This is a genomic window from Streptomyces sp. NPDC086777 (assembly GCF_040702065.1).
Taxonomy (GTDB): Bacteria; Actinomycetota; Actinomycetes; order Streptomycetales; family Streptomycetaceae; genus Streptomyces.
The window spans coordinates 1-26,226 of the sequence record NZ_JBFBJI010000071.1; the positions used below are offsets into that span (position 1 = coordinate 1).

The following is a 26,226-nucleotide window of genomic DNA, read 5'->3' on the forward strand; positions in this document are numbered from 1 at the left end:
CGACACCGTTGTTCGGCGGTCCGGCGTCGGCGTCGGACCACTCGTAGCCGGAGTTGATGTCCGGGGCGCCGTACGGGTAGGCCAGCATGAAGACGTTGGCCAGCGTGTAGTCGGCGCCGTCCTTGTAGTTCAGGGTGGAGCCGTTGCGCTCGGTGTCGTGGTTGTCGACGAAGACCCCGGCGACCGAGCTGCTCAGGTACCCCCAGCCCTCGCCGTAGTTCTTCAGGTAGGCGAGGTTCTCGTCGTTGAAGACACGCTTGAGGTCGTAGGCGTACCGGAACTCCTGGACGTCCCCGTTGCCGGTGTACTCGGTGGGCTGGACGGCCTCGCCGGCGCCGTAGATGACCTCCTGCTTCCAGTAGACGGACGGGTTGGTGAGCCGGGACTTGATGTTGGCGAGGTCCTCGGCCGGGATGTGCTTGGCCGCGTCGATGCGGAAGCCGTCGACGCCGAGGCTCAGCAGGTCGTTCAGGTAGCCGGCGATGGTCTTGCGGACGTACTCCTCGCCGGTGTCCAGGTCGGCGAGGCCGACGAGTTCGCAGTGCTGGACGTTCCAGCGGTCGGCGTAGTCGGAGACCGGGGAGGTGCAGTCGTCGAAGTCGTAGGAGGAGTACAGGCCGGGGTAGTCGTACTTCGTGTACGACGAGCCGCCGGTGCCGGTGCCGCTGCCCGCCGACATGTGGTTGACGACCGAGTCGACGACCACCTTCACACCGGCCGCGTGGCAGGTGTTCACCATGTTCTGGAAGGAGGTCCGGTCGCCGAGCCTGCCCGCGATCTTGTACGACACCGGCTGGTACGACGTCCACCACTGCGGGCCCTGTATGTGCTCGGCGGGCGGGGAGACCTGGACGTATCCGTAGCCCGCGGGCCCGAGGGTGTTGGTGCACTCCTTGGCGACCGAGCCGTAGTTCCACTCGAAGAGGACGGCGGTGACGTCCTTCGTGCCGGGCGGGGAGGCCGACGCGACGGACGGGGTCATGACAACGCTACAGGCGGCCAGCGCCAGTGCGGCGGAGAGTGTCTTACGTGCCATGTGGGGTTCCTTCACCGTTGAAGGCTCTTGCAGAAACCTTGCGGAAACCTTGCGGTTGCGCAGATGTTAAGGGCCCGCTCCCCGGATGGGTAGCGGGCCCTGTGAAGTTGCTGCAAGAAGTTACCGGGTGACGTCCCGTCAGGCGGTGGTCAGGCGGTGGTCCACCACACGGTGGTGTCGGCCGGCAGCTTCGCCTCGCCGTCCGCCTCGGTCAGTTCGCCGCTGGCCAGCAGCACCCTGCCGTAGACCGGAGTCGTCACCGACTCCCCGCCGGTGTTCGTGACGCACACGAACTCCCCGCGCCGGAAGGCGAGGACGCCCTCCGGGGCACGCAGCCACTCGACCGCGTCGCCCGCGCCGAGGTCGGCCTGCTCACGCCGGACGCGCAGCGCGCCGCGGTACAGCTCCAGGGTGGACCCGGCCACCCCCGTCTGCGCCTCGATGCTCAGCTCGCCCCAGCTCGCGGGCTGCGGCAGCCAGCTGCCCCCGGACCCGAAACCGTACGACGAGCCCTCCCGCGTCCACGGGATCGGCACCCGGCAGCCGTCCCGGAAGCCGTCCTGACCCGCGCCCCGGAAGTACGCGGGGTCCTGGCGGACCTCGTCGGGCAGGTCCACGACGTCCGGGAGACCCAGCTCCTCGCCCTGGTACACGTAGGCCGAGCCGGGCAGCGCGAGCATGAGGAGGGTGGCCGCCCGCGCCCGACGCAGACCCAGTTCCCGGTCGCCGGCCGTGCGGATCTGGGTGCCGAGGCCGGGCGGGTTGGCGAAGCGGGTGGCGTGCCGGGTGACGTCGTGGTTGGAGAGCACCCAGGTGGCGGGGGCGCCGACCGGGCGCATCGCCTCCAGGGTGCGGTCGATGACCTTGCGGAGCTCGGCGGCGTCCCACTCCGTGCTCAGGTACTGGAAGTTGAACGCCTGGTGGAGCTCGTCCGGGCGGACGTAGTTCGCGGTGCGCTCGACGGTCGGGGTCCATGCCTCGGCCACGAAAATACGCTCACCGGCATACTCGTCCAGCACGTGCCGCCACTGCCGGTAGATCTCGTGCACACCGTCCTGGTCGAAGAACGGCATGACATCGTTGCCCAGCAGCTTCAGCTGGTCGGCGCCGCCGAGGTCCGGGAGCCCCTCGGCCTTCACCAGACCGTGCGCCACGTCGATGCGGAAGCCGTCCACACCCATGTCCAGCCAGAACCGCAGGATGGAGCGGAACTCGTCCCCGACGGCCGGGTGTTCCCAGTTGAAGTCGGGCTGCTCCGGGGCGAAGAGGTGGAGGTACCACTCGCCGTCGGCCACCCGCGTCCACGCCGGGCCGCCGAAGATGGACTCCCAGTCGTTGGGCGGGAGTTCGCCGTTCTCGCCCTTGCCCGGACGGAAGTGGTAGCGGTCCCGCGACGGCGAGCCGGGGCCCTCCGCCAGCGCCCGCTTGAACCACTCGTGCTGGTCCGAGGAGTGGTTGGGCACGAGGTCGACGATGATCCTTAGGCCCAGCGCGTGCGCGTCCCGGATCAGCGCGTCCGCGTCCAGCAGGTTGCCGAACATGGGGTCCACGGCCCGGTAGTCGGCGACGTCGTAGCCGGCGTCGGCCTGCGGGGAGGCGTAGAACGGGCTGAGCCACACGGCGTCGACACCGAGGTCACGCAGGTACGGGAGTCTGGAACGCACGCCCTCCAGGTCGCCCATCCCGTCGCCGTTGCTGTCGGCGAAGCTGCGCGGGTAAACCTGGTAGATCACCGCGTCCCGCCACCAGTCGCTGCGCTTGGCTTTGGCGGGGTTCAGTGCCGGGGCGATGGCGGAGTGCTGCTGGCTCATGGCGTCCTTGGTACGTAAGGGGGTCATCGGGTCAGAGGTGGGTGTAGAGGCGGCCGTGGTGACAGCGGGGTCGGATGGTCACCACGGCCGCCACCCGTGCCCCGTAGGGGCGCGGGGAACTGCGCGACCAGCCACGACGGCGCCGCAGACGAACGACGGCCGAGGCGGCTTTCCGGCAACCGTCGTCAGCCCTTCGTGCCGCCCGCGGTGAGGCCGGTCACCAGGTTCTTCTGCACGAGGTAGAAGAACACGGCCACCGGTATCGCGATCAGCACCGCCGTCGCGGTCATCAGGTTGCGCTGCGCGTCGTGCTCGCTGATGAAGCTCTGCAGCCCCACCGCGAACGTGTACTTGTCGTCGCTGAGCATGAACGTCGACGCGAACGCGACCTCGCCGAACGCGGTGAGGAAGTTGTAGAACGCGGCGACCGCGAGACCGGGCTTGGCCAACGGCAGGATCAGCCGGCCGAAGGTGCCGAACGGCGAGAGCCCGTCGACGCGGCCGGCCTCGTCGATCTCGAACGGGATCGTGTCGAAGTAGCCCTTGAGCAGCCAGGCGGTGTAGGGCACCACCGTGGTGCAGTAGACGAGGATCAGGCCGAGGTAGCTGTCGATGAGGCCGAGCCGCGACATGATCTGGTACATCGGCACGATCAGCACGGCGATCGGGAACATCTGGGTCACCAGCAGCAGCCACATGAACTTCCGGTAGCCGGGGAAGCGCATGCGGGAGACCGCGTAGCCGGTGGTGGAGGCGAGGATCAGGCCGATGACCGTGGTACCGCCGACGACGATCATGGTCGTCCGGAACCAGTCCCAGAACCCGGTGTGCTGGAGGACGAACGAGTAGTTGTCGAGCGTCATCTTGTGCCAGATGCCGCTCGGGTGCAGGTAGTCGTCCTTGTCGGGGCCGAGGGAGAGGAAGATCAGCCAGCCGACCGGGAAGAACGCGACGAGGCTCGCGACTCCCAGGATGCCGTGGGTGACGGTGGTGGCGAGCGGGCCGCGCTCGCCCCGGCCGCGGGTGCGGCGCGGGCTGCTGGTCACGGGGGCCTCCTCGGCGACCTGGGCGGAGGTCTGGACAGTGGTCGTACTCATGGGAACTCCTGCCTCAGATCGCGAGCTGCTGGTCGTTGCGGTTGAGCCAGCGGCGGTAGAAGGAGGTGAAGACGATCAGGATGGCCAGCAGCAGCATGCCGTAGGCGGCGGACTGGGCGAAGTCACGCGGCTGCTGTCCGAAGCCGAGGTAGTAGGCCCAGGTGACCAGGATCTGCGCGTCGGGGGCGGTGTCGCCGAAGAGCAGGAAGATGACGGCGAACTGGTTGAACGTCCAGATGATGCCGAGCAGGACGACGGTGGAGCTGACGGACCTGAGCCCCGGCAGGGTGACGTACCGGAAGCGCTGCCAGGCGCTCGCGCCGTCCATCTCGGCGGCCTCGTAGAGCGTGCCGTCGATGGCCTGGAGGCCGCCGAGCAGCGAGAGCATCATGAACGGCACACCGCACCAGGTGTTGACGAGGATCGCGGCGGCCCGCTGCCAGAACGTGTCCTCCAGCCATTCCGGTTGCGGCAGATGGAGGAAGTGCAGGGCGGCGTTGACGATGCCGCCGTCGGCGAGCATGAACCGCCAGCCGAAGACGGTCACGAAGGTCGGGACCGCCCAGGGCAGCACCAGGACCATGCGGTAGAAGGTGCGGCCGCGGAACTTCTCGTTGAGCAGCAGCGCGAGGCCGAGGCCGATCGTGTAGTGCAGGGTGACGCAGAGCGCGGTCCAGACGATCGTCCAGACGAAGTGGGACCAGAAGCGGTCGTAGGACGTCGGCCCGAACAGGATGTCCTTGTAGTTGTCCAGGCCGATGAACTTGTAGGTGGCGTCGATGTGGTTGACGCCGATGCTGCGGGCGGTGTTGAGGCTGTTGGCGTCCGTCAACGTCAGGTAGAAGCCGTACACCAACGGGTAGATGACGAGCGCCCCGAGGACGACGGCCACGGGGGCGATCATCGCGTAGGCGTACCAGTACTTCCGGTAGTTGTTCCGCAGCCGCTGGCCCAGCCCGGGGCGGGGCGCGCGGTCACCGCGGCGCTGGCCGGTCGCGCGGTCGATGGCGACTGTCATGGGTTCGACACCTTCTGGTTCTTCCGGGCTGGTTCTTGCGGGATCGGGCTGGGCACAGGCCGGTGGCCGCCGGAGCGCCTCCCCCTGAACGGGGCGCTCCGGCGGCCGGCCGGCGCTTACTTGCTGAAGTCGGGGACGAGCTTCTCGATCCCGAGTTCGGCGGTGCTCAGGCCCTTGTCCAGGGACTCCTTGCCGCCGGCGATCTTGGTCAGCTCGGTGCCGACCGGGCCCCACAGGGAGGAGTACTCGGCGAGCGCCGGGCGCGGCTGGGCGGAGGAGAGGACGGCCTGGTAGCCGGCGATGCCCGGGTCGGCCTTGACCTCGGCGGTGTAGGCGTCGGACCGGGTCGGCAGGGTGGAGTTCTTCAGGGCGATCTCCGTCTGCGTCTTCGCGGAGGTCATGAAGGCGACGAACTTCTCGGCCGCGGCCTGGTGGGCCTTGTCCGAGCCCGCGTAGACGGAGAGGTTGTGGCCGCCGGTCGGGGCGCCCGCCTTGCCTGCGGAGCCGGCCGGGACGGTGGCGATGCCGAGGTTGGACTTGTCGCTGAACGCGGAGCCCTTGTAGAAGTTGGTGATCTCCCAGGGGCCCTCCATGGTCATCGCGACCTTGCCGTTGACGAAGGCGTCCTGGCGGTGGGCGTAGGCGTCGGCGGTGACATCCGCCTTGTGCAGGCCCTTGCCGGAGTAGAGGTCCAGCCAGGTCTGGTAGCCCTTCTTGGCCGCCGCCGAGGTGATCGTGATCTTCTTGGCGGAGGCGTCGACCATGTCGGTGCCCTCGCCGTAGAGGAAGGGCTGGGTGTAGTACGCGGCCTCGGGGCCCCAGTAGCCGGTGGTCCCGGCCTTGTCCTGGATCTTGGCGGCGTCGGCCCTGACCTCGTCCCAGGTGGTGGGGGCCGCGGTGATGCCGGCCTTCTTGAAGAGCGCCTTGTTGTATACGAGGGCGAGGGTGTCGGTGACCAGCGGGACGCCGTAGGTCTTGCCCTCGTACTGGGCCTGGGTGATCAGGCTGGACTGGAACTTGTCCTTGTCGGCGAGGGCGGCGGTGCCGTCCAGCGGCACGAAGTAGCCGGCCTTGGCGAAGGCGGGGGTCCAGCCGACCTCGGAGCGCAGCACGTCGGGGGCGCCCTTGCCGGACTGCGCGGCCGTGTCGAACTTGTTCTGCGCCTGGTCGAACTGGACGTCGACGTAGTTGACCTTGATGTCCTTGTTCGCGGCCTCGAACTCCTTGACCAAGGCCTTGTACGTCGGCGACTCGTTGGTGGCGTTGGAGGTGTCCCACCAGGTGATGGTGACCGGGCCGTCCGACTTGCTGTCGCTGTCGCTCCCGCCGCACGCCGTCGCCGTGAGGGCGAGGGACGCCACCAGCGCGGAGGCCGCTATGCCACGCCGCATGAGTTCTCCTTGAGGGTTAAGCCCGAGTGATGCGGGGGCGGTCCCGTCCACCGTCCCGCTGTCGTGCCGACTGCGCCGTTGCTGCGGCGGCCGGGCGTCAGGGAACGTAACAGCGATGTAAGCCTTGCGAAAGACCTTGCAGCAAAAAAGTGCAAGAGATCTCCGAAGTTATCCGGGCGTGACCTGTCGGCGACCGTCGCGAGACGCTTGTTTACAGCGGTGGAGCGCTACGGCGGCCACTTGTGCAAGACTCTGCAAGCTCTTTCCGTCTTGTCTCAGTAGGGAGTGCGATGACGCAGCAGCCCACCGCGGGCCGCCCCCCAGGCCGCATCAGGCGCCCGATCGGTGTGCAAGGGGACAAACGGCCGGTACAGTCCGGTGCCGTGACCACACGGCTTGCCGACATCGCAGCGCAGGCGGGGGTGAGCGAGGCGACGGTGAGCCGGGTCCTGAACGGGAAACCGGGCGTCGCCGCCACCACCCGCCAGTCCGTGCTCGCCGCCCTGGACGTCCTCGGCTACGAGCGTCCGGTACGGCTGCGGCAGCGCAGCGAGGGGCTGGTGGGTCTGATCACGCCCGAGCTGGAGAACCCGATATTCCCGGCCCTCGCGCAGGTCATCGGGCAGGCGCTGACCCGGCAGGGCTACACCCCCGTGCTCGCCACCCAGACCCCGGGCGGGTCCACGGAGGACGAGCTGACCGAGATGCTGGTGGACCGCGGGGTCGCCGGCATCATCTACGTCTCGGGCCTGCACGCGGACACCACGGCCGACATGCAGCGCTACGAGCGACTGCGGGCGCAGGGCGTGCCGTACGTCCTCGTGGACGGCTTCTCGCCGAAGGTGCAGGCGCCGTTCATCTCCCCCGACGACCGCGCGGCGATGACGCTGGCCGTCACCCACCTCGTCTCCCTCGGCCACACCCGTGTCGGGCTCGCCCTCGGCCCGAAGCGGTTCGTCCCCGTGCAGCGCAAGATCGAGGGGTTCGTGCGGGCGATACAGGACCAGCTGGGCCTGCCGGCGCACGAGATCGAGTCCGAGCTCGTCCAGCACTCCCTCTACACCCTGGAGGGCGGCCAGGCGGCCACCTCGGCGCTCATCGACCGGGGTTGCACGGCGATCGTGTGCGCGAGCGACATGATGGCGCTCGGCGCGATACGGGCGGTACGGCAGCGCGGCCTCGACGTCCCCCGGGACGTGTCCGTCGTCGGGTTCGACGACTCCCCCCTCATCGCGTTCACCGACCCGCCGCTCACCACGATCCGCAAGCCGGTCCCGGCGATGGGCCAGGCCGCGGTGCGCACCCTGCTGGAGGAGATCGGCGGCACCCCGGCCCCGCACAGCGAGTTCGTTTTCATGCCGGAATTGGTGGTACGCGGTTCCACGGCGGCAGTACCTGGGAAGTAGTCGCCGCGCCGTAGAACATGCACCGTGAACCCAACCTTGGGATGATCTGTCGACAACGTCTTTTCTGGCAGACTCTGTGCCTATGAGTGACTCGACCGTGACAGAGCCGGAAGGTCGCGCACCACAGACCCTTCCGCGGACCGTCACGGGCGAGGGAGAGCAGGGATTCCTACGGCGGTTGCGCACTCCGCGCCGGCCCCGGCTCTGGTTCGAGATCCTGCTGATCGCGGTGAGTTACTGGACCTACTCGCTGATCCGCAACGCGGTCCCGGAGCAGAAGGCGCAGGCGCTGCGCAACGCCGACCGGATCTGGACGGCCGAGCGGCACCTGGGGATCGCCGTCGAGGACTCGGTCAATCACGCCGTGAACGCGGTGAATTGGCTGATCGTCGGTATGAACTACTACTACGCGACGCTGCACTTCGTGGTGACGCTGGGCGTCCTGGTGTGGCTCTACCGCAGCCATCCCGGCCGGTACGCGGCGGCCCGCCTCGCCCTCTTCGCGACGACCGGCGTGGCCCTTCTCGGCTACTACCTGTTCCCGCTCGCCCCGCCCCGCCTGATGAACGGCGGCCGCTTCGTCGACACGGTGACGGTCCACCACACCTGGGGCTCGATGGCCTCCGGCGATCTCAAGCACATGTCCAACCAGTACGCCGCGATGCCGTCCATGCACATCGGCTGGTCCCTGTGGTGCGGCCTGACGATCTTCGCCCTCGCCTCGGTCCCCTGGGCCCGGCTCCTCGGCCTCCTGTACCCGACGGCCACCCTCCTCGTCATCGTCGCCACCGCCAACCACTTCTGGCTCGACGCGGTGGGCGGCGCCCTGTGTCTGGCCTTCGGCTTCACGGTGGTCCGCCTGTGGTACGGCGCCCTCCCCTACACCCTCCCACGCCGGCCGACACCCACCCCCCTACCGCAACACCCCACGAACACCTAGCCCACCCCCGGCCGGCGGCTCACTCCCCCCGGTGCACCACATGGCCGCCGGTCACCGTCAGTCGTACCGGGGACTGTGCCAGTTCGTCGGGTGGGGACGTGACGGGGTCCAGGGTGAGTGCCGTCAGGTCGGCACGGTGGCCCGGGGTGATGCGGCCTGCCGTCGTCGCCTCGCCCGCTGCCAGGGCCGCGTGGGTCGTGCAGCCTTCCAGGGCTTCCAGGGCGGTCAGGCCCGGGGCCCCGGACGCGGCGCCGCGGAGGGCCCGGGCCGTGGCCAGGACGGCGCGTACGTCGTGGTGGGCGATGGGCCAGTCGGAGCCGAGGGCGACCGTCGCGCCCGCGTCGCGGAGGTCGCGCAGGCGCCAGGCGTGTGCGGCGCGGTCGGTGCCGAGGCGGCGCGACCACTCGTCGGTGCCGTCGGCCCGGGTGTACGCCGTGTGCGGCGGCTGCATCGACGCCGCCACCCCCAGCTCCGCGAACCGCGGCAGCAGAGCGTCCGGGGCCGTCTCGATGTGCTCGATCCGGTGCCGGCCGGCCGCACCGGGCCCGAGCCCCGCCACCACGTCCAGGACGTGCCGTACCGCCGCGTCCCCGATCGCGTGCGTGGCCGTGCGCACCCCGGCCGCGTGCAGGTGCCCTACGGCGGCGGCGTAGGCGTCCGGGTCGGGCCAGAACGCCGCCGTGCCCTGCCCGTGGCAGTCCGCGTGCTCCAGCCAGGCGGTGCCGCCCTCCACGGTCCCGTCCATGAAGAACTTGACCCCGCCGACCGTCCAGTGCCGCCCGCCCCGCCCCTGGGCCGCGACCAGGTCCGCCAGGCCGGCCTCGTCGACCCCCGGCATGCACCAGGGCGCGAAGCGCAGCCGCAGCGGCAGCACGGTCTCCTCGGCCACCGCCGCGACCAGCTCCGGGTCGCCCGCGTCCATGACGTGCGCCCCGGTCAGCCCGGTGGCCGCCATCGCGGCGAGCAGTTCGACCAGGCGGGCCCGGCGGGCGGCGTACGAGGGGCGGGGCATCACCCCCTCGACCAGGTGCATCGCCGCGTGCTCCACGAGGTGGCCGGTGGGCCGGCCGGAGGGGTCGCAGACGACCTGGGACCGCTGGGCGAAGACCCGCGCGCCGGTGACCCCCGCCGCGGCCAGTGCCGCGCCGGAGGCGAGGGCGGAGTGGCCGTCGTAGAGGCGGAGGAAGGCGGGCGCGCCGCCGAGTACGTCCTCGACGAGCGCCCGGTCGACGGGCCGGCCCTCGAACGCGTTGTGGTCGAGGCCGAACCCGATCACCCAGCCGTCGGTCCGTTCGGCCCCGGCCAGCGCCGCCCGCAGGCCCGCCAGGTCGCGGACGCCGGACAGGTCGGCGCCGGTCGCCATGTCCAGGCCCCACACCGGATGGCTGTGCGCGTCCACCAGACCGGGCACCAGGTGCGCGCCGTCCAGCGCCACGACCTCGGTGCCGGGCCCCCGCCAGTCGCGTACGTCCCGCGCGTCGCCGACGGCGGCGATCACCCCGTCGCGCACGGCGACGGCGGTGGCGTGCGGCCGGGCGGGGTCGAGGGTGCGGACCTCGGCGCCGGTCAGGATCAGGTCGGGGGCGGCGATGGCGGTCATTGCGCGGTGAACTCCTTGGTTCCGTTGGGTTGTTCGGCGGGCTCCGCGGCGAAGTCCGCGTACACGTGCGGCCGTTCGCGGCGCAGCCACCACGCGAGGCCGAGGCCCGCGACGAAGACGGCCGGGGCGATGACGATCAGCACGGTGTTGACCGTGCCGGACGCCCCGGTGAACAGGTCGATGTGGGTGATGACGAGCCCTATGGCGGTGGCGAGGAGCACCGCGGCGACGGTCGGGGCGAGAACCGTGCGCAGGGTGCCCTCCTCGTGCCGTACCCGCCGGAAGTAGCAGGGCACCGCGATCGCGGCGAGCAGCTGGAGCGCGAACAGGCCGATCATTCCCGGGGTGTTGACCCACAACAGCAGCTGGTTGTAGGGGTCGGCGCCCGCCGCCCGGAAGGCGAGCACGACAGCGAGGCCGAGGACGGTCTGGGCGATGCCGGCCACGTACGGGGAACGGTGGCGCGGGTGGATCCTGCCCAGGGAGTCGGGCAGCACGCCCTCCTCGGCGAGCGCGAGGGCGTAACGGTTGATCGCGTTGTGGAAGGCGAGGAGCGAGGCGATGATGCTCGTCACGATGAAGACGTGCATCAGGTCGGCCGCCCAGCCGCCCACGTAGCCGGTGATGGCGGTGAAGAAGAGCCCGCCGGGGTCCTTGGCGGCGGCCGCGATGACGTCCTGGTTCCCGAACGCCTGGATGATGATCCACACCATGAAGGCGTAGAAGAGCCCGAGGAACGCGACGGCCACGTAGGTGGCGCGCGGGACCGTGCGGTCGGGGTCGCGGGCCTCGCGGCGGTAGATGACGGTCGACTCGAATCCGGTGAAGGCGGCGAAGGCGAAGGCCAGGACGACGGCCGTGCCGGAGACGAACACGTGGTGCGGGGCGAAGGAGGCGCCGGACAGGCCGTGCGCGCCGCCCTTCACCAGCACTCCGCCGGCGAGCAGGACGAGGATGCCGGTCTCGGCGACCAGCAGCACGCCGAGCAGCTTGGCGCCGAACTCGATGGAGCGGTAGCCGCCGTAGCCGATGAGGAGGAGGCCGGCGAGGGCGATCGGCAGCCAGGGGACGTCGGCACCGAACAGGGCCTTCGCGGTGTCCCGCCCTGCGCTGCCGAGCAGGCCGTAGACGCCGATCTCCATGCCGTTGTAGCCGACGAGGGCGAGCAGGGCGGCGCCGATGCCGACGGGGCGGCCCAGGCCGCGGGTGATGTACGCGTAGAAGGCGCCGCCGCTTCTGACGTGCCGGCTCATGGTGGTGAAGCCGACGGCGAAGACGGCGAGGGTGATGCCGGCGATGAGGTAGCCGGCGGGGGCGCCGATGCCGCCGAGCAGGACGGCGAGGGGGGCGACGCCGGCCATCACGGTGAGCGGGGCGGCGGCGGAGATGACGAAGAAGGCGATGTCGGCGGTGCCGAGCGAGCCGGAGCGGAGCGTGGCCACGGCGGGTGGCGTGCTCTCCTCGCGAGCGGTGACGGACATGGGGAGGGAGCCCTTCGAGCGCGACGGACGGGAGGGTTCCGGGCGTGCGGGATGACCGGCGCCACCAGGGCAGGAGCTGCCCCGGACCCGTAAATCTAAAGCCTTTCGGTTTTGGCAATGTAGCCTCCTCCTGGACATCCGGGAAGACCCGATTCACACCTCCGGGGGAGAACGCACGCATGGGACGGCCGCGCACCCCGCTCCTCGACCGGGAGCGGATCACCACCACCGCGCTGCAACTCGTGGACGAGCAGGGCGACTTCAGCGTCCCGCAGATCGCGAAGCGGCTCGGCACCCAGACCGGTTCGCTGTATCACCATGTGGACGGCCGGGACGGCATCGTCGAGCTGCTGCGCGAACGGGTCGCGGCCGCGATCGACCCCGCGACCCTGGACCTGGCCCCCTGGGACACCGCGGTGGAGTCCTGGGCCCGCTCCTACCGGGCCGCGTTCGCCGCCCACCCGCGGGCGATCCCGCTCCTGATGACCTCGCCGGTGCGGGCGCCCCGGGTCCTGGAGCAGTACGAGCGCGCGGTCACGGTGCTGCTGACGGCGGGCTTCGCCGCGGCTGACGTGATGCCCCTGCTGATCGCCCTGGAGAACCTGGTGCTCGGCTCGGCGCTGGACCTCGCGGCCCCGGAGACGATGTGGGAGCTGACCGACCGGACCCCGACCCCGCACCTGGCCCAGGCCCTGGCGGCGGTCGGGGACGGCAGGGCGGACCGTGCGTTCGAGGTGGGCCTGACGGGTCTGATGGACCACGCCCGGACCTTGCTCCGGCGGATGCTCTAGCAGAATCCGCGTAGCGCGGGCGTATCGAGAAACGCATACGCCGCCGCAACCGCCCTCCGGGTCCCCTGGACGGCGTGAACCGAAAAGCAGTCTTCCCGGCCCTGGCCCTCCTCGGCGCCGCGGGCGCCCTGTTCGCCCTGCGGCGGCCGCTCCTGATGTCCGCCCCGAGGTGCATGGCCGGGCGGTGGCACGGCTGCTTCGACACGTTCAACGGCGTGGTGCTCATGACGCTGGTCACGCTGCCGCTCGCCGCGCTGGTGGCGTGGGCGCAGGCGCGCCGCCGCGGTGCCGCCGGTGACAGGTCGGCGTGGCGGACGTCGCTGGCCGAGGTGGGCATGGTGCACGGGACGGTGCCGTTCGTGTGGCTGACCATGATGCCGGGCGAGGCGGCCGGCACCGCCCCGGCCCGGGTGAGCCTCGTACCGCTGCGGGACCTGGTCACCATGGGAACGCTCGGCATCGTCGGCAACCTGCTGGTCCTCGCCCCGCTGGGGTTCTTCGCCCCCGTGCGGTTCGCGGCGCTGGCGTCCGCGCCGCGGATCCTGGCGCTCGGGGCGGGCTGCTCGGCCCTGGTGGAGACCGCGCAGTACGTCTTCCGCCTGGACCGGGTGTCCTCCGTGGACGACGTCCTGGTCAACGCCGTCGGCGCCCTGCTGGCCGGGCTGGCCTCGCGTCCCTGGTGGCGTACGGCGGCACCGGCGCCGTCGGACCGGCCGAGCCACGCGCCGACGCCGACGGGCTGAGTCGCCTGCCGCCCGGGTCCCGGCCTGCCTACGCTGGGTGCACCGTGAACAGACGCCCGAACCCCAGCGCCCGGCTGAAGCTCACCCTCAGCTACGCCGGCTTCCTCCTCGTCGCCGGCGTGCTCCTGCTGGCCGTGATGTGGGTGTTCGTGCTGCGCTGGCTCCCGAACGAGGACGCCAGGTCCATCCAGAAGAGGTTCGGCGCCGTGATCATCCTCGGGCCCAAGCGCACCGACCTCCTGAACGGCTTCGCCCCCGCCGCGGCCGCCGCACTGGCCTTCCTGCTCGTCTTCGGCCTGCTGGGCGGCTGGATCCTCGCCGGCCGGATGCTGGCGCCCCTCACCCGGATCGCGGCCGCCGCCCGGATGGCGTCGGGCGGGTCGCTCTCCCACCGGATCCGCATGACGGGCCCCGGGGACGAGTTCCGCGAACTCGCCGACGTCTTCGACGCCATGCTCGAACGGCTGGAGTCCCACGTCCGCGAACAGCAGCGGTTCGCCGCGAACGCCTCCCACGAGCTGCGCACCCCGCTGGCCGTCACCCGCGCGCTCCTCGACGCCGCCCGTGACGACCCCACGCGGGACCGGGCCGAACTCGTCGAGCGCCTGCACACCGTCAACACCCGGGCGATCGACCTCACCGAGGCCCTCCTGCTGCTCAGCCGCGCCGACGCAGGGAGCTTCAGCCGCGAGCCGGTGGACCTCTCCCTGGTCGCCGAGGAGGCCGCCGAGGCGCTGCTTCCCCTCGCCGAGCGGCGCGGGATCACGCTCGACGTCACCGGCGAGCCGGCCCACGCGCTCGGCTCGGCGGCGCTCCTCCTGCGGATGGTGACGAACCTCGTCCAGAACGCCGTCGTGCACAACCTCCCCGTCGGCGGCACCGTGACGGTCCGTACCGAGCGGCGGCACGGCACGAGCGTGCTGCGGGTCGAGAACACCGGCCGTCCGCTGCCGCCGGACCTGATGCCGACCCTCACCGAACCCTTCCAGCGCGGCACGGAACGCGTCCGCACCGACGAGCACGCCGGCGTCGGCCTCGGGCTGGCCATCGTGCACAGCGTCGTCCGGGCGCACGACGGCACCCTCGACCTGGCTCCGCGCCCGGCCGGCGGCCTCCTCGTCACCGTCCGGCTGCCCGGCTCCGGCTCAGCGGCCGCCGGGCCCCGTCAGGCCCCGTAGAAGAGCTCCTCCACGACCGCCCGCGCCCTGCGCGTGGTACGCCGGTACGCGTCGAGCATGTCCCCGGCGTGCCCGTCCCCGTACCCCAGGTACCGTCCCACGGCGGCGAGTTCGCGGCTCACGGTGGGGAACGTGTCGCCGGCCCGCCCGCGCACCAGCATCACGGCGTTGCGCACGCGTGTCGCCAGGACCCAGGCCTCGTCGAGTATCGCGGCCTCCTCGGCCCCCAGCAGCCCCGCCGCGCACGCCGCGGCCAGTGCCTGCCGGGTCCGGGTGGTGCGCAGCCCCGGCTCGGCCCAGCCGTGCCGCAGCTGGAGCAGCTGCACGGTCCACTCGACGTCGGAGAGGCCGCCCGGCCCGAGCTTGGTGTGCAGCTTCGGGTCGGCGCCGCGCGGCAGCCGCTCGGACTCCATCCGGGCCTTCAGCCGCCGGATCTCACGCACCGCGTCCTCGCCGAGCCCCTCCACCGGGTACCGCAGCGGGTCGACCAGCTCGATGAACCTGCGCCCCAGGTCCTCGTCCCCGGCGACCGGTTCGGCGCGCAGCAGGGCCTGCGACTCCCACACCAGCGACCAGCGGCGGTAGTAGGCCTCGTAGGACTTGAGGGTGCGCACCAGCGGCCCGGACTTGCCCTCGGGGCGCAGGTCCGCGTCGACGAGCAGCGGCGGGTCGGCGCTCGGGATCTGGAGCAGCCGGCGCATCTCGGCGACGACCTTGTTGGCGGCGTCGGCCGCCTCCCGTTCGGCCACGCCCTCCCGCGGCTCGTGCACGAACAGGACGTCGGCGTCGGAGCCGTAGCCCAGTTCGTGGCCGCCGAACCGGCCCATGCCGATCATGACGAACCGGGTCGGCAGGGTGTCCCCCCAGCCGTCCCGGACCACCGCGCGCAGGGTTCCGGCGAGCGTCGCGGCCGTCAGGTCGGAGACGGCGCCGCCGACCCGGTCGACGAGGGCGCCCTGGTCGGGCTCGACGGGCTTGGTGTCGGTGCCGTAGGAGTCCACGATGTCGGCGGCCGCCGTCCGGAACAGCTCCCGGCGGCGCACGCCGCGGGCCGCCCGTACCCCGTCCTCGGCGTTGTCGGCGCGGCCGACGGCGGCGAGGATCTCCTGCTCCAGCTGGGCGCGGCCGCGCGGCTCCAGGTTGTCCCCATCGCCGTCGCCGAGCAGCGCCACCGCCTCCGGGGCGCGCATCAGCAGGTCGGGGGCGAGGCGGCCGGCGGACAGCACGCGGGCGAGGTTCTCGGCGGCGGCGCCCTCGTCCCTGAGCAGCCGCAGGTACCAGGGGGTCTTGCCGAGGGCGTCGGAGACCTTGCGGAAGTTGAGCAGGCCCGCGTCCGGGTCGGCGGAGTCGGCGAACCAGCCGAGCAGGACGGGCAGCAGGGTGCGCTGGATGGCGGCCTTGCGGGTGACGCCGGAGGCGAGGGCCTCCAGGTGGCGCAGGGCGGCGGCGGGGTCGGCGTAGCCGAGCGCCTCAAGACGTTCCCGGGCGGCCTCCGCACTCAACCGGGTCTCGCCGGGGGCGAGTTGGGCGACGGCGTCGAGCAGCGGGCGGTAGAAGAGCTTCTCGTGCAGGCGCCGTACGACGCCGGTGTGCTGCTTCCACTCACGGATCAGCTCGGTCACCGGTTCGGTGCGCAGGCCGAGCGAGCGGCCGAGGCGGCGCAGGTCCGCCTGGTCCTCGGGGACCAGGTGGGTGCGGCGCAGCCGGTAGAGCTGGATGCGGTGCTCCATGGAGCGCAGGAAGCGGTAGGCGTCGTCGAGCTGGACGGCGTCGGCGCGGCCCACGTAGCCGCCGGCGGCGAGGGCCTGGAGGGCGTCGAGGGTGGTGCCGGAGCGCAGCGTGGCGTCGGTGCGGCCGTGCACCAGCTGGAGGAGCTGGACGGCGAACTCGACGTCCCTGAGACCGCCGGGGCCGAGCTTCAGTTCGCGGTCGACCTCGGCGGCCGGGATGTTCTCGACAACCCTGCGCCGCATCTTCTGCACGTCGGCGACGAAGTTGTCGCGATCGGCGACCTTCCAGACCATGGGCTCGAGCGCGGCGACGTACTCCTGCCCGAGGTCGGGGTCGCCGGCGACCGGGCGGGCCTTGAGCAGGGCCTGGAACTCCCAGGTCTTGGCCCAGCGCTGGTAGTAGGCGAGGTGGCTGCTGAGGGTGCGCACGAGGGGGCCGTTGCGGCCCTCGGGGCGGAGGTTGGCGTCGACGGGCCAGATCGACCCCTCCACGGTGGTCTCGGAGCAGATCCGCATCATGTGCGAGGCGAGCTTGGTGGCGGAGCGCAGGGCCTTGGCCTCGTCGGCGCCTTCGGCGGCCTCGCCGACGAAGATGACGTCGACGTCGGAGACGTAGTTCAGCTCGTGGCCGCCGCACTTGCCCATGGCGATCACCGCGAGCCGGCAGGCGGCGGCGTCCCCGGGCGCGGCGGCCTCGGCGAGGGCGAGGGCGGCGCGCAGGGTGGCGGTGGCGAGGTCGGCGAGTTCCGCGGCGGTCTGGGCGACGTCCGTCGTGCCGCACACGTCCCGGGCGGCGATGGACAGCAGGCAGCGCCGGTAGGCGACGCGCAGGGCGACCGGGTCGGCGGCCCCGGCGAGCCCGCGTTCGAACTCCGCGACGCCGGGGTGCAGGTCACGGGGCTCGTAGGTGACCAGGGCCTCCCAGTCACGCGGGTGCCGGGCGAGGTGGTCGGCGAGGGCGGCGGAGGCGCCGAGGACGCCCAGCAGGCGGTCCCGCAGCGGCTTGGCCGCTATCAGGGTGTCGACCAGCTCCCGGCGGGCGGTGTGGCCGGGCTGGGCCTCCAGGAGCCGCACCAGACCGTGCAGGGCGAGGTCGGGGTCGGCGGTGGCGCCCAGGGCTTCGAGGAGCACCGGGTCGTCGCGTACGGCGGCCAGTTCGGCGCTGTCCAGCAGCCGCTCGGCGGCGGAGGCATCGGTGAAGCCGTGCCGCAGCAGTCGCGTGAAGGTACTGCTCCTGCGCCCCGGCGTCATCCGCGGCCTCCCTCCGGATCAAGGTCGTCTCCGCCCGAGCCTAACCGCAGAGCACGGCGCGGGCGCCGATGAGTTCCGGGCGGGATCGTGGTCCGTACCGGCAACGACCCCAGGGAGGCATCATGCGCGAGCACGAGGGCGAGCTGGACGCCCGCTACAGCAGCGAGGGCACCACGGCCCGCGACTGGTCGGCGGCGGAGCAGGTCCTGACGGAGTCCGAGCTCTTCTGGATCTCGACGGTACGCCCGGACGGGCGCCCGCACGTCACCCCGTTGCTCGCGGTCTGGCAGGACGGCGCCCTGCACTTCAGCACCGGCCCCGGCGAACGCAAGGCGGCCAACCTCGCCGGGAATCCGCACGTCGTCCTGACCACCGGCACCAACAGCTGGACCAGCGGGTACGACGTGACCGTCGAGGGCGAGGCGGTGCGCGTCACCGACGACGGCCGGCTGCGCGGGCTGGCGGCGGCCTGGGAGGCGAAGTACGGCCCGTTCTGGCACTACGAGGTGGACGGCGGCTGCTTCCGCCACGGTCCCGGACGGGCCCTGGTCTTCGCGGTGCGGCCGCGCCGGGTCCTCGGCTTCGGCAAGGGCGAGCCGTTCAGCCAGACGAAGTGGGAGTAGTCCACCGGGGCCGGCCGTTCATCCGGTCTTCACCTCTCTGGCCGGGCACGGTGGCAACGGGGATTATTGGCGTGCGCATGCTCAGTTCGTACCGCCACCCGATCCCCTTCCTTCCCCAGCACCGGAGGTTGATGTGTCCGGCAGTTCCGCACGTCCCGGGAGACTGCGCCGTGCCCGTACGGCGCTGGCGTCCGCCACCGCCTTCACCGCGGCCGCCGTCGGCCTGTGGACCGGGCTCGGCGGCGCGTCCGCGCACGCCGCGAGTGCCGTACCGGCCCCGGACCACGTGATCGTCGTGGTCCTCGAGAACCACGCCTACAGCCAGGTCATCGGCTCCTCCAGCGCCCCTTACATCAACTCGCTGAAGTCCGGCGGCGCCAACCTGACCCAGATGTACGCCGAGACCCACCCGAGCCAGCCCAACTACTTCGCCCTGTTCTCCGGCGCCACCCAGGGCATCACGAGCGACAGCTGCTACACGCCCGGCTTCTCCTCGGCGGCGAACCTCGCCTCCGAGCAGCTCGCGGCCGGCCGGACCTGGGCCAGCTACAACGAGACGCTGCCCAGCCAGGGCTCCACCACGTGCAGCAGCGGCAACTACGCGCGCAAGCACAACCCGTGGTTCGGCTTCAGCAATGTCCCGACGTCGACCGCGAAGACGTTCGCGCAGTTCCCGACCGACTACTCCACCCTCCCCCAGCTGTCCTTCGTGACCCCCAACCTGTGCAGCGACATGCACGACTGCTCGGTGTCCACCGGTGACACCTGGCTGAAGAACAACCTGGGCGCGTACGCCACCTGGGCGAAGACCCACAACAGCCTCCTCGTCGTCACGATGGACGAGGACAACCAGCTCTCCGGCAACCGCATCCCGACCGTCCTGTACGGCCAGCCGGTCGCCGCGGGCTCGTCCTCGTCCACCACGTACGACCACTACGACCTGCTGCGCACCCTGGAGGACAGCCAGGGCCTGAGCGCGCACGCGGGCAACGCGGCGTCCTCGTCCGACATCACCGGGATCTGGACGTCCTGACGTGTACGTAGCGGACAGCCGCGCGAGCACCACGGCGACGGCGTCCGTGGAAGGTACCGCCCGGCCCTCGCGGGCCGGGCGGTACCGCTCCACGATCGCGCCCACCGTCCTCGCCCTCGGCACGGTCAGCCTGGTCACGGACGTGTCCTCCGAGATGGTCACGGCGGTCCTCCCGCTGTACCTGGTGGCCGGCCTCGGCCTGTCCCCGCTGGGCTTCGGCCTTCTCGACGGCGTCTACAACGGCTTCTCGGCGGTTGTACGCCTGGTCGGCGGCCACCTGGCCGACCGCGGCGGCGGCCGCCACAAGTGGGTGGCGGGCGCGGGCTACGCCCTGTCGGCCCTCTGCAAACCCCTGCTGCTGATCGCCCACACGCTCACCCCCATCGGCCTGGTCCTGGCCGCCGACCGCACCGGCAAGGGCCTGCGCACCGCGCCCCGGGACGCGCTGATCTCGCTCTCCAGCACCCCGGAGACCCGGGGCCGCGCCTTCGGCGTGCACCGCGCCATGGACACGGCGGGCGCCCTGCTCGGCCCGCTGGCCGCGTTCCTCGTCCTGCGCGCGACGGTGGACGGCTACGACGCGGTGTTCACGGTGAGCTTCTGCGTGGCGGTCCTGGGTGTGCTGATCCTGGTCCTGTTCGTACCGGGCGGCGGTGGTACCGGAACGGCGGAGGCGCCCGCCGAGCGCCCCACCCTGCGCGCGGCCCTCGGCCTGCTCGCCCACCGCGACCTGCGCCGCATCACCGTCTGCGCCCTGCTCCTCGGCCTCGCGACGGTCAGCGACTCCTTCGTCTACCTGCTGCTGCAGCGCCGGCTCGGCGTCCCGGACCGCTGGTTCGCCCTGCTCCCCCTCGGCACGGCCGCCGCGTTCCTGCTGCTGGCCGTCCCGCTGGGCCGCCTGGCCGACCGCTGGGGCCGCTGGCGCGTCTTCCTGGCCGGCCACGGCGCCCTGCTCCTGACCTACGCCCTGCTGCTCACGTCCTGGCACGGCACCGCCCTGCCCTACGCGGTGCTGGCCCTGCACGGCACGTTCTACGCGGCGACCGACGGCGTCCTGATGGCGGCCGCCTCCGACACCGTCCCCGACGCGCTGCGCTCGTCGGGCCTGGCACTGGTCCAGACGGGCCAGGCGGGGGCACGGATCGCCTGCTCACTGGGGTTCGGGGCGGCGTGGACGCTGTGGGGCGACCGTACGGCGCTGAGCGTGTCGGCGGTGGCCCTCGCGGTGTGCGCGGTGTACGCCCTCACCCTCCGCCCCTCCCGGAAGGCCGCCGCATGACCCCGCGCTCCCGCCTGCTGATCCTCCTCTCGGCGCTCGCGGTCCTCGCCGCCGTCGCCCTGGCCTCCGTCCTGCACGCCTCCGCCCGGGCGGAGCGCCGCGACCACACCCAGGCCGGCGGCCCGAGGGTCACCCCGGGGACGGTGACCCTCACGGACCCGGGCCACCTGGTCTTCCGCAACATGGCCTGGGGCCCGCACCGCGACGAACTGACCACGGTCCCCGCCACCGCCCCCGCGGGCCCGCGCACCTCCTCCGGCGTGAAGTGCCTCCGCTTCTACGCCGCCGCGGGCACCGGCGTCTGTCTCCAGGCGGTCCACGGGCCGGTCTCGGACACCTACCGTGCCCTGGTCCTCGACGCGCACCTCGGGCAACGGGCCCGCTACGACGTCCCGGGCATCCCCTCCCGCGCCCGCGTCTCCCCCACCGGGCACTACGCGGCCTGGACGGCGTTCGTGGGCGGCGACTCGTACGCGGGCACGGACTTCTCGACCCGCACGGCGATCGTCGACACCCGCACCGGCGCCCTGATCCCCTCCCTGGAGGCGTTCCGCATCGTCAGGGACGGCCGTCCCTTCCGGTCGGCGGACGCCAACTTCTGGGGCGTGACCTTCGCGTCCGACGACCGCACCTTCTACGCGACCCTGGCGACGCAGGGCTCGACCCACCTGGTCCGGGGCGACCTGCGCACCCGCACGGTCACCACCCTCCACCCGAACGTGGAATGCCCGTCCCTCTCCCCCGACGGCACCCGTATCGCGTACAAGAAGCGGGTGCGGGGCCTGCCGAAGGACGCGCCCTGGCGCCTGTACGTCCTCGACCTCAGGACGATGCGCGAGACCCCGCTCGCCGAGACCCGCAGCGTCGACGACCAGGCGGTGTGGAAGGACTCGCACACCGTCGTCTACGCCCTGCCGGGCGACTACGGGGCGGACCTGTACCAGGTCCCGGCGGACGGCACGGGCAGGGCGCGGCGGATCAGCGTCTCGGCGGTGTCACCGGCGTACCTGGGCTGATCACCGTTCCCGTCGTCCCGATTTCCGGAATGACGGGAATGGCGGGCATGCGACCATGGGTTGGTTGGTGCAGGAACAGCAGTGGACGAGCACCGGAGCACGACGTGAGCGCAGCCATGATCACGACATCCGTGGTCGACGCCTTGCGGACCTGGCGCCGCCACGCGCCGGGGCCGCTCCGGCTGGCCGGGCCCCTCCTGCTGGTCGTCGCGATCCCGGTGGCGGACTGGTTCCTGCCGCCGGACATCCATCTCGCCCACCTGCTCGTCGTCGCCGTGGCCGTCACCGCAGTCGGCGGCGGCCCACGCGCCACCGCGCTGATCGGGGCACTGGCGGTCGTGGCCCTGGTCTGCGCCGGCCTGGAGCGGCGGACGCTGGGCACGGAGAGCGTCCTCGTCCAACTCGCCGCCCTGCTCGCGGTCTGCGTCTTCCTCGTCCTCTTCACCCGGATGCGGGACCGCCGCGAGCGGGAGCTCGTCCGGGCGCGCTCGGTGTCCGACGCGGCACAACGGGTCGTCCTGCGGCCGTTGCCGCAGCAGGCCGGACCCGTCTCGCTCGCCTCGCACTACCGCAGCGCCGAGGCGGACACGACCATCGGCGGCGACCTGTACGCCGCCGCCCGGATCCCCGGCTGCACGCGGCTGCTCATCGGGGACGTCCGGGGCAAGGGGCTCCCCTCGATCAGCGACACGGCGATCGTGCTGGGCGCCTTCCGGGCCGCCGCACACCGCCGGATCCCGCTGCCGGAGCTGGTCGCCTACATCGAGGACGCCGTCCGATGGGGGCTCGCGGAGTTCTCGGAACCGAACGAGGAGGCCGCCGAGCGCTTCGTGACCGCCGCCGTCATGGACATCCCGGACGACGAGCCCGTGGTGCACCTGATCAGCTGCGGGCACCCGCCGCCCCTCCTGCTGCGGGGCCGCACCAGGTCGGCGCTGACGCTCGCGGTCCCCGAGCCGTCACCCCCGCTGGGCCTCGGCGTGTGGCCCGCGGGCGTGGACTGCGCGGAGAGCGCCGGCGGCTGCTACGCGCCGGCGACCTTCCCGTTCGACTACGGCCACCGACTGGTCCTGTACACGGACGGCGTCAGCGAGGCCCGCAACGCGGACGGCGACTTCTACCCGCTCGCCGAGCGCGCCGCGGCCTGGGCGGACCAGGCACCCGGCCCGCTCGTCGAGCAGCTCGCGACGGACGTCCGCGCGTACACGGGCGGCGGCCTCGACGACGATCTGGCCATGATCGTCCTCCAGCGCGACCGCACACCCCGCTGACGGGCGGGACGTCCCCTGCAGCACCGGCAGGAAATGACGTCGGCCTGGAGCGACCTCGCGCGATGGGACGTCTGCTCAAGGGATCAAAGGCCGCTGACGAAGACGTTCGTTGCCACTATGAGCAGAGGAAGGCACACCACCGTGAAATACGGAAAGGCCCTCTTCCCGGTGCCCCTCGCGGCGATCGCCGGCGGTGCGTATCCAGCGGGGTCGTGCAGTGCATCGAACTCCTCACCCGTACGCACGGGGCTCCGGAAGCCGATCTCCTTGAACTGGTGGACCCTCACGCGGCAGCAATCACCGCATAGGCCCAGACGCTCAAGAAACTTGCCCCCGGATGAAACGTGTTCGGCCCCACGGCCACACTCGAACCCGACGCTCACCCGGACGGCCCGGAGGCGGCCCAGGTGCAGCAGGACGCGGCGGGGCCGACGGTCCGCGACCGTCGGCCCCGCCGGCTGAGTCCGCGGGGAACCGGCCCCGACCTGGTACTAGAGCACCGGCAGGTTCTTCCGCAGCTCGAACGCGGTCACCTCGCTGCGGTACTCCTCCCACTCCTGGCGCTTGTTGCGCAGGAAGAAGTCGAAGACGTGTTCGCCGAGGGTGTCGGCGACCAGGTCGCTGTTCTCCATGAGGGTGAGGGCCTCGCCGAGGTTCTGCGGGAGCGGTTCGATGCCCATGGCGCGGCGCTCGGCGTTGGAAAGGGCCCAGACGTCGTCCTCGGCGCCCGGCGGGAGCTCGTAGCCCTCCTCGATGCCCTTGAGGCCGGCGGCGAGCAGGACGGCGTAGGCCAGGTACGGGTTGGCGCCGGAGTCGATGGAGCGCACCTCGACGCGCGCCGAGCCGGTCTTGCCGGGCTTGTACATCGGGACGCGGACCAGGGCGCTGCGGTTGTTGTGGCCCCAGCAGATGTAGGAGGGGGCCTCGCCGCCCGCGCCGGCGGTGCGCTCGGAGCCGCCCCAGATGCGCTTGTAGGAGTTCACCCACTGGTTGGTGACCGCGGAGATCTCGGCGGCGTGCTTCAGCAGGCCGGCGATGAAGGAACGGCCGACCTTGGAGAGCTGGAACTCCGCACCCGACTCGTAGAACGCGTTGCGGTCGCCCTCGAAGAGGGAGAGGTGGGTGTGCATGCCGGAGCCGGGGTGCTCGGAGAACGGCTTCGGCATGAAGGTCGCCTGGACGCCCTGTTCCAGCGCGACCTGCTTCATGACGAGGCGGAACGTCATGATGTTGTCGGCCGTGGAGAGCGCGTCGGCGTAGCGCAGGTCGATCTCCTGCTGGCCGGGGGCGCCCTCGTGGTGGGAGAACTCGACCGAGATGCCCATCGACTCCAGCATGGTGATCGCCTGGCGGCGGAAGTCCATGCCGACGTTGGTGGGGGTGTGGTCGAAGTAGCCCGAGTTGTCGGCCGGGGTGGGGCGGGAGCCGTCCAGCGGGCGGTCCTTCAGGAGGAAGAACTCGATCTCGGGGTGGGTGTAGAAGGTGAAGCCGAGGTCGGAGGTCCGGGCCAGGGCTCGCTTCAGGACGTAGCGGGGGTCCGCGAAGGACGGGGAGCCGTCCGGCATGAGGATGTCGCAGAACATGCGGGCCGTGCCGGGGGTCTCCGCACGCCACGGGAGGACCTGGAAGGTGGACGGGTCCGGCTTGGCGATCATGTCGGACTCGTAGACGCGGGCAAAGCCCTCGATGGCCGAGCCGTCGAAGCCGATGCCCTCGTCGAAGGCCTGTTCAAGCTCGGCCGGGGCCACCGCGACGGACTTGAGGAAGCCCAGCACGTCCGTGAACCACAGGCGTACGAACCGGATGTCGCGCTCCTCCAAGGTCCGGAGCACGAACTCCTGCTGCTTGTCCATCTTCCGCTTCCCCATCCTTGCTGGTCAGGCCGCCTGTCTTCCTGTCGCGCAGGAGGCGGTCGGGCACCTGAGCATCACACCACAACAGCATTTCACGCGCGTTGCGCACCTTGATCGCGCCAGCGACCTCGGCCTGAACGGCTCTCGTCCGGCAGGCGTCCTGCCCTGCCGCCCATCTTGCCTGCTCGGACCGACATCCGTAATGGCCGATCCGGTTTCGCGGGCGTCCGGCGGGTGACCGACACCACGGTCCTTAAATTTGAATCTCAGATGCAAGTTTTAATAGCGTGCGGGGCAACGAGCCGTTCGGCCGAGCCACGCCGAGCCACAAGGAGCCCCCATGCTGTCCGAGCCCTCCGCCGCCACCGTCCGCGCCACCCTCCCCGCCGTCGGCGCCGCCATCGGCGAGATCACCGAGCGGTTCTACGCCCGCCTCTTCGCCGCCCACCCCGAGCTGCTGCGGAACCTCTTCAACCGCGGCAACCAGGCCGCCGGCACCCAGCGGCAGGCCCTCGCCGGGTCCATCGCCGCGTTCGCCACGCACCTGCTGGACCACCCGGACCAGCGACCCGACGCCCTGCTGAGCCGCATCGCCCACAAGCACGCCTCCCTGGGCGTCACGCCCGAGCAGTACGACGTCGTGCGCGAGCACCTCTTCGCCGCCATCGCCGAGGTGCTCGGCGAGGCCGTCACCCCGCAGGTCGCGGCCGCCTGGGACGAGGTGTACTGGCTGATGGCGAACGCGCTCGCCGCGATCGAGAAGCGGCTGTACGAGGAGAGCGGCGGCCGTCCGGGGCTGCGGCCCTGGGAGGTCGTCGAGCGGGTGGCGGAGACCGCCGACGTCGTGACGTTCCGGGTGCGGCCCGTGGACGGCGGCCCGTCCGTGCGCGGCTTCCGGGCCGGGCAGTACGTCTCCGTGGGCGTCGCCCTCCCCGACGGCGCCCGCCAGATACGCCAGTACAGCCTGTCCGGCGCGCCGGGCGAGCCGGTCCGCCAGTTCAGCGTCAAGCGCGACGGCGAGGTCTCCCGACACCTGCACGCGCGCGTGCACGAGGGCGACATCCTCGAACTGTCGGAGCCGTACGGCGACCTCGTCCTCGACGGCGCCGCCGTCGGCCGGCCCCTGCTGCTCGCCTCCGCCGGCATCGGTGTGACCCCGATGGTGGCGATGCTGGCCGCGCTCTCGGCCGACGGCCACCGCGCCCCGGTGACCGTCGTCCACGGCGACCGCTCCCCCGCCGACCACGCCCTGCGCACCGACCACGAGACCTACGCGGCGAAGCTCCCCGACACCGCCGTCCACTTCTTCTACGAACGGGACGCGGAGCCGGGCACTCGCAGCGGCTTCGTCGACCTCGCCGACGTCCCGGTGCACGCCGGCACGCGCGCGTACCTGTGCGGCCCGCTCCCCTTCATGCGCGCGGTCCGCACCCAGCTGATCGCGAAGGGCGTGGCTCCGGCCGACATCCACTACGAGGTCTTCGGCCCGGACCTGTGGCAGGCAGCGGCCTGAGCCGCGGCCCCCATGGGCGCCGGCGCCTGTCCGACACTTCCCGTCGTCGCCCGGAGGGCGGCCTCGCGGCGTCAGGTGCGTGCTCTCGGCGTGCCGGGCGCAGGCCCTCGTACGGGACGTACTCGGGTCTGCGCCCGGTGCGGCGAGTGGGGGTACCCCCTCTGG

The 26,226-nt window shown here is 71.8% G+C and carries 21 protein-coding genes; 11 read left to right on the forward strand and 10 right to left on the reverse strand.

Annotated features, from left to right (window positions below):
- The 5 genes from AB0472_RS44835 to AB0472_RS44855 all read right to left on the reverse strand — a co-directional run.
- A partial coding sequence (locus tag AB0472_RS44835) for an alpha-amylase family glycosyl hydrolase (protein ID WP_366365350.1) occupies positions 1–1,036 on the reverse strand: 1,036 nt, incomplete at its 3' end.
- A gap of 149 nt (positions 1,037–1,185) precedes the next feature.
- Positions 1,186–2,847: a glycoside hydrolase family 13 protein gene (locus tag AB0472_RS44840; RefSeq protein ID WP_366365352.1), complete on the reverse strand. Its 1,662-nt coding sequence runs from the start codon at positions 2,845–2,847 to the stop codon at positions 1,186–1,188.
- A 185-nt stretch (positions 2,848–3,032) separates the two neighbouring features.
- Positions 3,033–3,944 (reverse strand): carbohydrate ABC transporter permease, encoded by a 912-nt coding sequence (locus tag AB0472_RS44845; RefSeq protein WP_366365354.1) that lies wholly within the window; start codon positions 3,942–3,944, stop codon positions 3,033–3,035.
- A gap of 13 nt (positions 3,945–3,957) precedes the next feature.
- The gene (locus tag AB0472_RS44850) at positions 3,958–4,962 is read right to left on the reverse strand and encodes a sugar ABC transporter permease (protein ID WP_366365355.1); all 1,005 of its coding nucleotides are present in this window, start codon (positions 4,960–4,962) and stop codon (positions 3,958–3,960) included.
- A gap of 116 nt (positions 4,963–5,078) precedes the next feature.
- Positions 5,079–6,353 carry an extracellular solute-binding protein gene (locus AB0472_RS44855; RefSeq protein WP_366365357.1) on the reverse strand — a complete coding sequence of 425 codons (1,275 nt, stop codon included), beginning with the start codon at positions 6,351–6,353 and terminating at the stop codon, positions 5,079–5,081.
- 383 nt (positions 6,354–6,736) lie between these two features.
- On the opposite strand from AB0472_RS44855, the gene AB0472_RS44860 reads away from it, so the two are divergent.
- Together AB0472_RS44860 and AB0472_RS44865 are read left to right on the forward strand one after the other, a co-directional pair.
- A complete protein-coding gene (locus tag AB0472_RS44860; RefSeq protein WP_366365358.1) occupies positions 6,737–7,759 on the forward strand; it encodes a LacI family DNA-binding transcriptional regulator in 1,023 nt (340 codons plus the stop codon).
- Between the two features lie 82 nt (positions 7,760–7,841).
- Positions 7,842–8,699, forward strand: a complete 858-nt coding sequence (locus tag AB0472_RS44865) for a phosphatase PAP2 family protein (protein ID WP_366365360.1) — start codon at positions 7,842–7,844, stop codon at positions 8,697–8,699.
- Positions 8,700–8,718: 19 nt separating this feature from the next.
- Here AB0472_RS44865 and AB0472_RS44870 read toward each other — a convergent pair whose 3' ends face one another.
- Both AB0472_RS44870 and AB0472_RS44875 read right to left on the reverse strand, forming a co-directional pair.
- Complete coding sequence (locus tag AB0472_RS44870) at positions 8,719–10,290, reverse strand: amidohydrolase (RefSeq protein WP_366365375.1); 1,572 nt, start codon at positions 10,288–10,290, stop codon at positions 8,719–8,721.
- Between the two features lie 5 nt (positions 10,291–10,295).
- Positions 10,296–11,780: an APC family permease gene (locus tag AB0472_RS44875; protein ID WP_366365361.1), complete on the reverse strand. Its 1,485-nt coding sequence runs from the start codon at positions 11,778–11,780 to the stop codon at positions 10,296–10,298.
- 179 nt (positions 11,781–11,959) lie between these two features.
- Here AB0472_RS44875 and AB0472_RS44880 point away from each other — a divergent pair, with 179 nt between their 5' ends.
- The 3 genes from AB0472_RS44880 (at position 11,960) to AB0472_RS44890 (ending at position 14,492) form a co-directional block, all read left to right on the forward strand.
- Positions 11,960–12,571 carry a TetR/AcrR family transcriptional regulator C-terminal domain-containing protein gene (locus AB0472_RS44880; RefSeq protein ID WP_366365362.1) on the forward strand — a complete coding sequence of 204 codons (612 nt, stop codon included), beginning with the start codon at positions 11,960–11,962 and terminating at the stop codon, positions 12,569–12,571.
- Between the two features lie 155 nt (positions 12,572–12,726).
- On the forward strand, positions 12,727–13,314 hold the full coding sequence (locus AB0472_RS44885) for a VanZ family protein (RefSeq protein WP_366365377.1): 588 nt from the start codon (positions 12,727–12,729) through the stop codon (positions 13,312–13,314).
- Between the two features lie 44 nt (positions 13,315–13,358).
- Entirely contained in the window at positions 13,359–14,492 is a 1,134-nt protein-coding gene (locus AB0472_RS44890) for a HAMP domain-containing sensor histidine kinase (protein ID WP_366365363.1), read from the forward strand.
- Here AB0472_RS44890 and AB0472_RS44895 read toward each other — a convergent pair.
- Positions 14,480–17,473 (reverse strand): bifunctional [glutamine synthetase] adenylyltransferase/[glutamine synthetase]-adenylyl-L-tyrosine phosphorylase, encoded by a 2,994-nt coding sequence (locus AB0472_RS44895; RefSeq protein WP_366365364.1) that lies wholly within the window; start codon positions 17,471–17,473, stop codon positions 14,480–14,482. The two genes, AB0472_RS44890 and AB0472_RS44895, sit on opposite strands and share 13 nt — an antisense overlap.
- A 122-nt stretch (positions 17,474–17,595) precedes the next feature.
- Between AB0472_RS44895 and AB0472_RS44900 the strand changes: the two genes are divergently transcribed.
- The 5 genes from AB0472_RS44900 (at position 17,596) to AB0472_RS44920 (ending at position 22,695) form a co-directional block, all read left to right on the forward strand.
- On the forward strand, positions 17,596–18,096 hold the full coding sequence (locus tag AB0472_RS44900; RefSeq protein ID WP_366365365.1) for a pyridoxamine 5'-phosphate oxidase family protein: 501 nt from the start codon (positions 17,596–17,598) through the stop codon (positions 18,094–18,096).
- 133 nt (positions 18,097–18,229) lie between these two features.
- On the forward strand, positions 18,230–19,129 hold the full coding sequence (locus AB0472_RS44905; protein WP_366365367.1) for an alkaline phosphatase family protein: 900 nt from the start codon (positions 18,230–18,232) through the stop codon (positions 19,127–19,129).
- Position 19,130: 1 nt separating this feature from the next.
- Positions 19,131–20,408 carry an MFS transporter gene (locus tag AB0472_RS44910; RefSeq protein WP_366365368.1) on the forward strand — a complete coding sequence of 426 codons (1,278 nt, stop codon included), beginning with the start codon at positions 19,131–19,133 and terminating at the stop codon, positions 20,406–20,408.
- On the forward strand, positions 20,405–21,424 hold the full coding sequence (locus AB0472_RS44915; RefSeq protein ID WP_366365369.1) for a TolB-like translocation protein: 1,020 nt from the start codon (positions 20,405–20,407) through the stop codon (positions 21,422–21,424). Before AB0472_RS44910 ends, AB0472_RS44915 begins: the two co-directional genes overlap by 4 nt.
- A gap of 116 nt (positions 21,425–21,540) precedes the next feature.
- A complete protein-coding gene (locus tag AB0472_RS44920) occupies positions 21,541–22,695 on the forward strand; it encodes a PP2C family protein-serine/threonine phosphatase (RefSeq protein WP_366365371.1) in 1,155 nt (384 codons plus the stop codon).
- Positions 22,696–22,778: 83 nt separating this feature from the next.
- Here AB0472_RS44920 and AB0472_RS44925 read toward each other — a convergent pair whose 3' ends face one another.
- The gene (locus tag AB0472_RS44925) at positions 22,779–22,982 is read right to left on the reverse strand and encodes a hypothetical protein (protein ID WP_366365373.1); all 204 of its coding nucleotides are present in this window, start codon (positions 22,980–22,982) and stop codon (positions 22,779–22,781) included.
- A 204-nt stretch (positions 22,983–23,186) separates the two neighbouring features.
- Positions 23,187–24,548: a type I glutamate--ammonia ligase gene (gene glnA, locus AB0472_RS44930; RefSeq protein ID WP_093503759.1), complete on the reverse strand. Its 1,362-nt coding sequence runs from the start codon at positions 24,546–24,548 to the stop codon at positions 23,187–23,189.
- Positions 24,549–24,888: 340 nt separating this feature from the next.
- On the opposite strand from glnA, the gene AB0472_RS44935 reads away from it, so the two are divergent.
- Positions 24,889–26,061 (forward strand): globin domain-containing protein, encoded by a 1,173-nt coding sequence (locus AB0472_RS44935; RefSeq protein ID WP_366365374.1) that lies wholly within the window; start codon positions 24,889–24,891, stop codon positions 26,059–26,061.
- Positions 26,062–26,226: the final 165 nt, after the last annotated feature.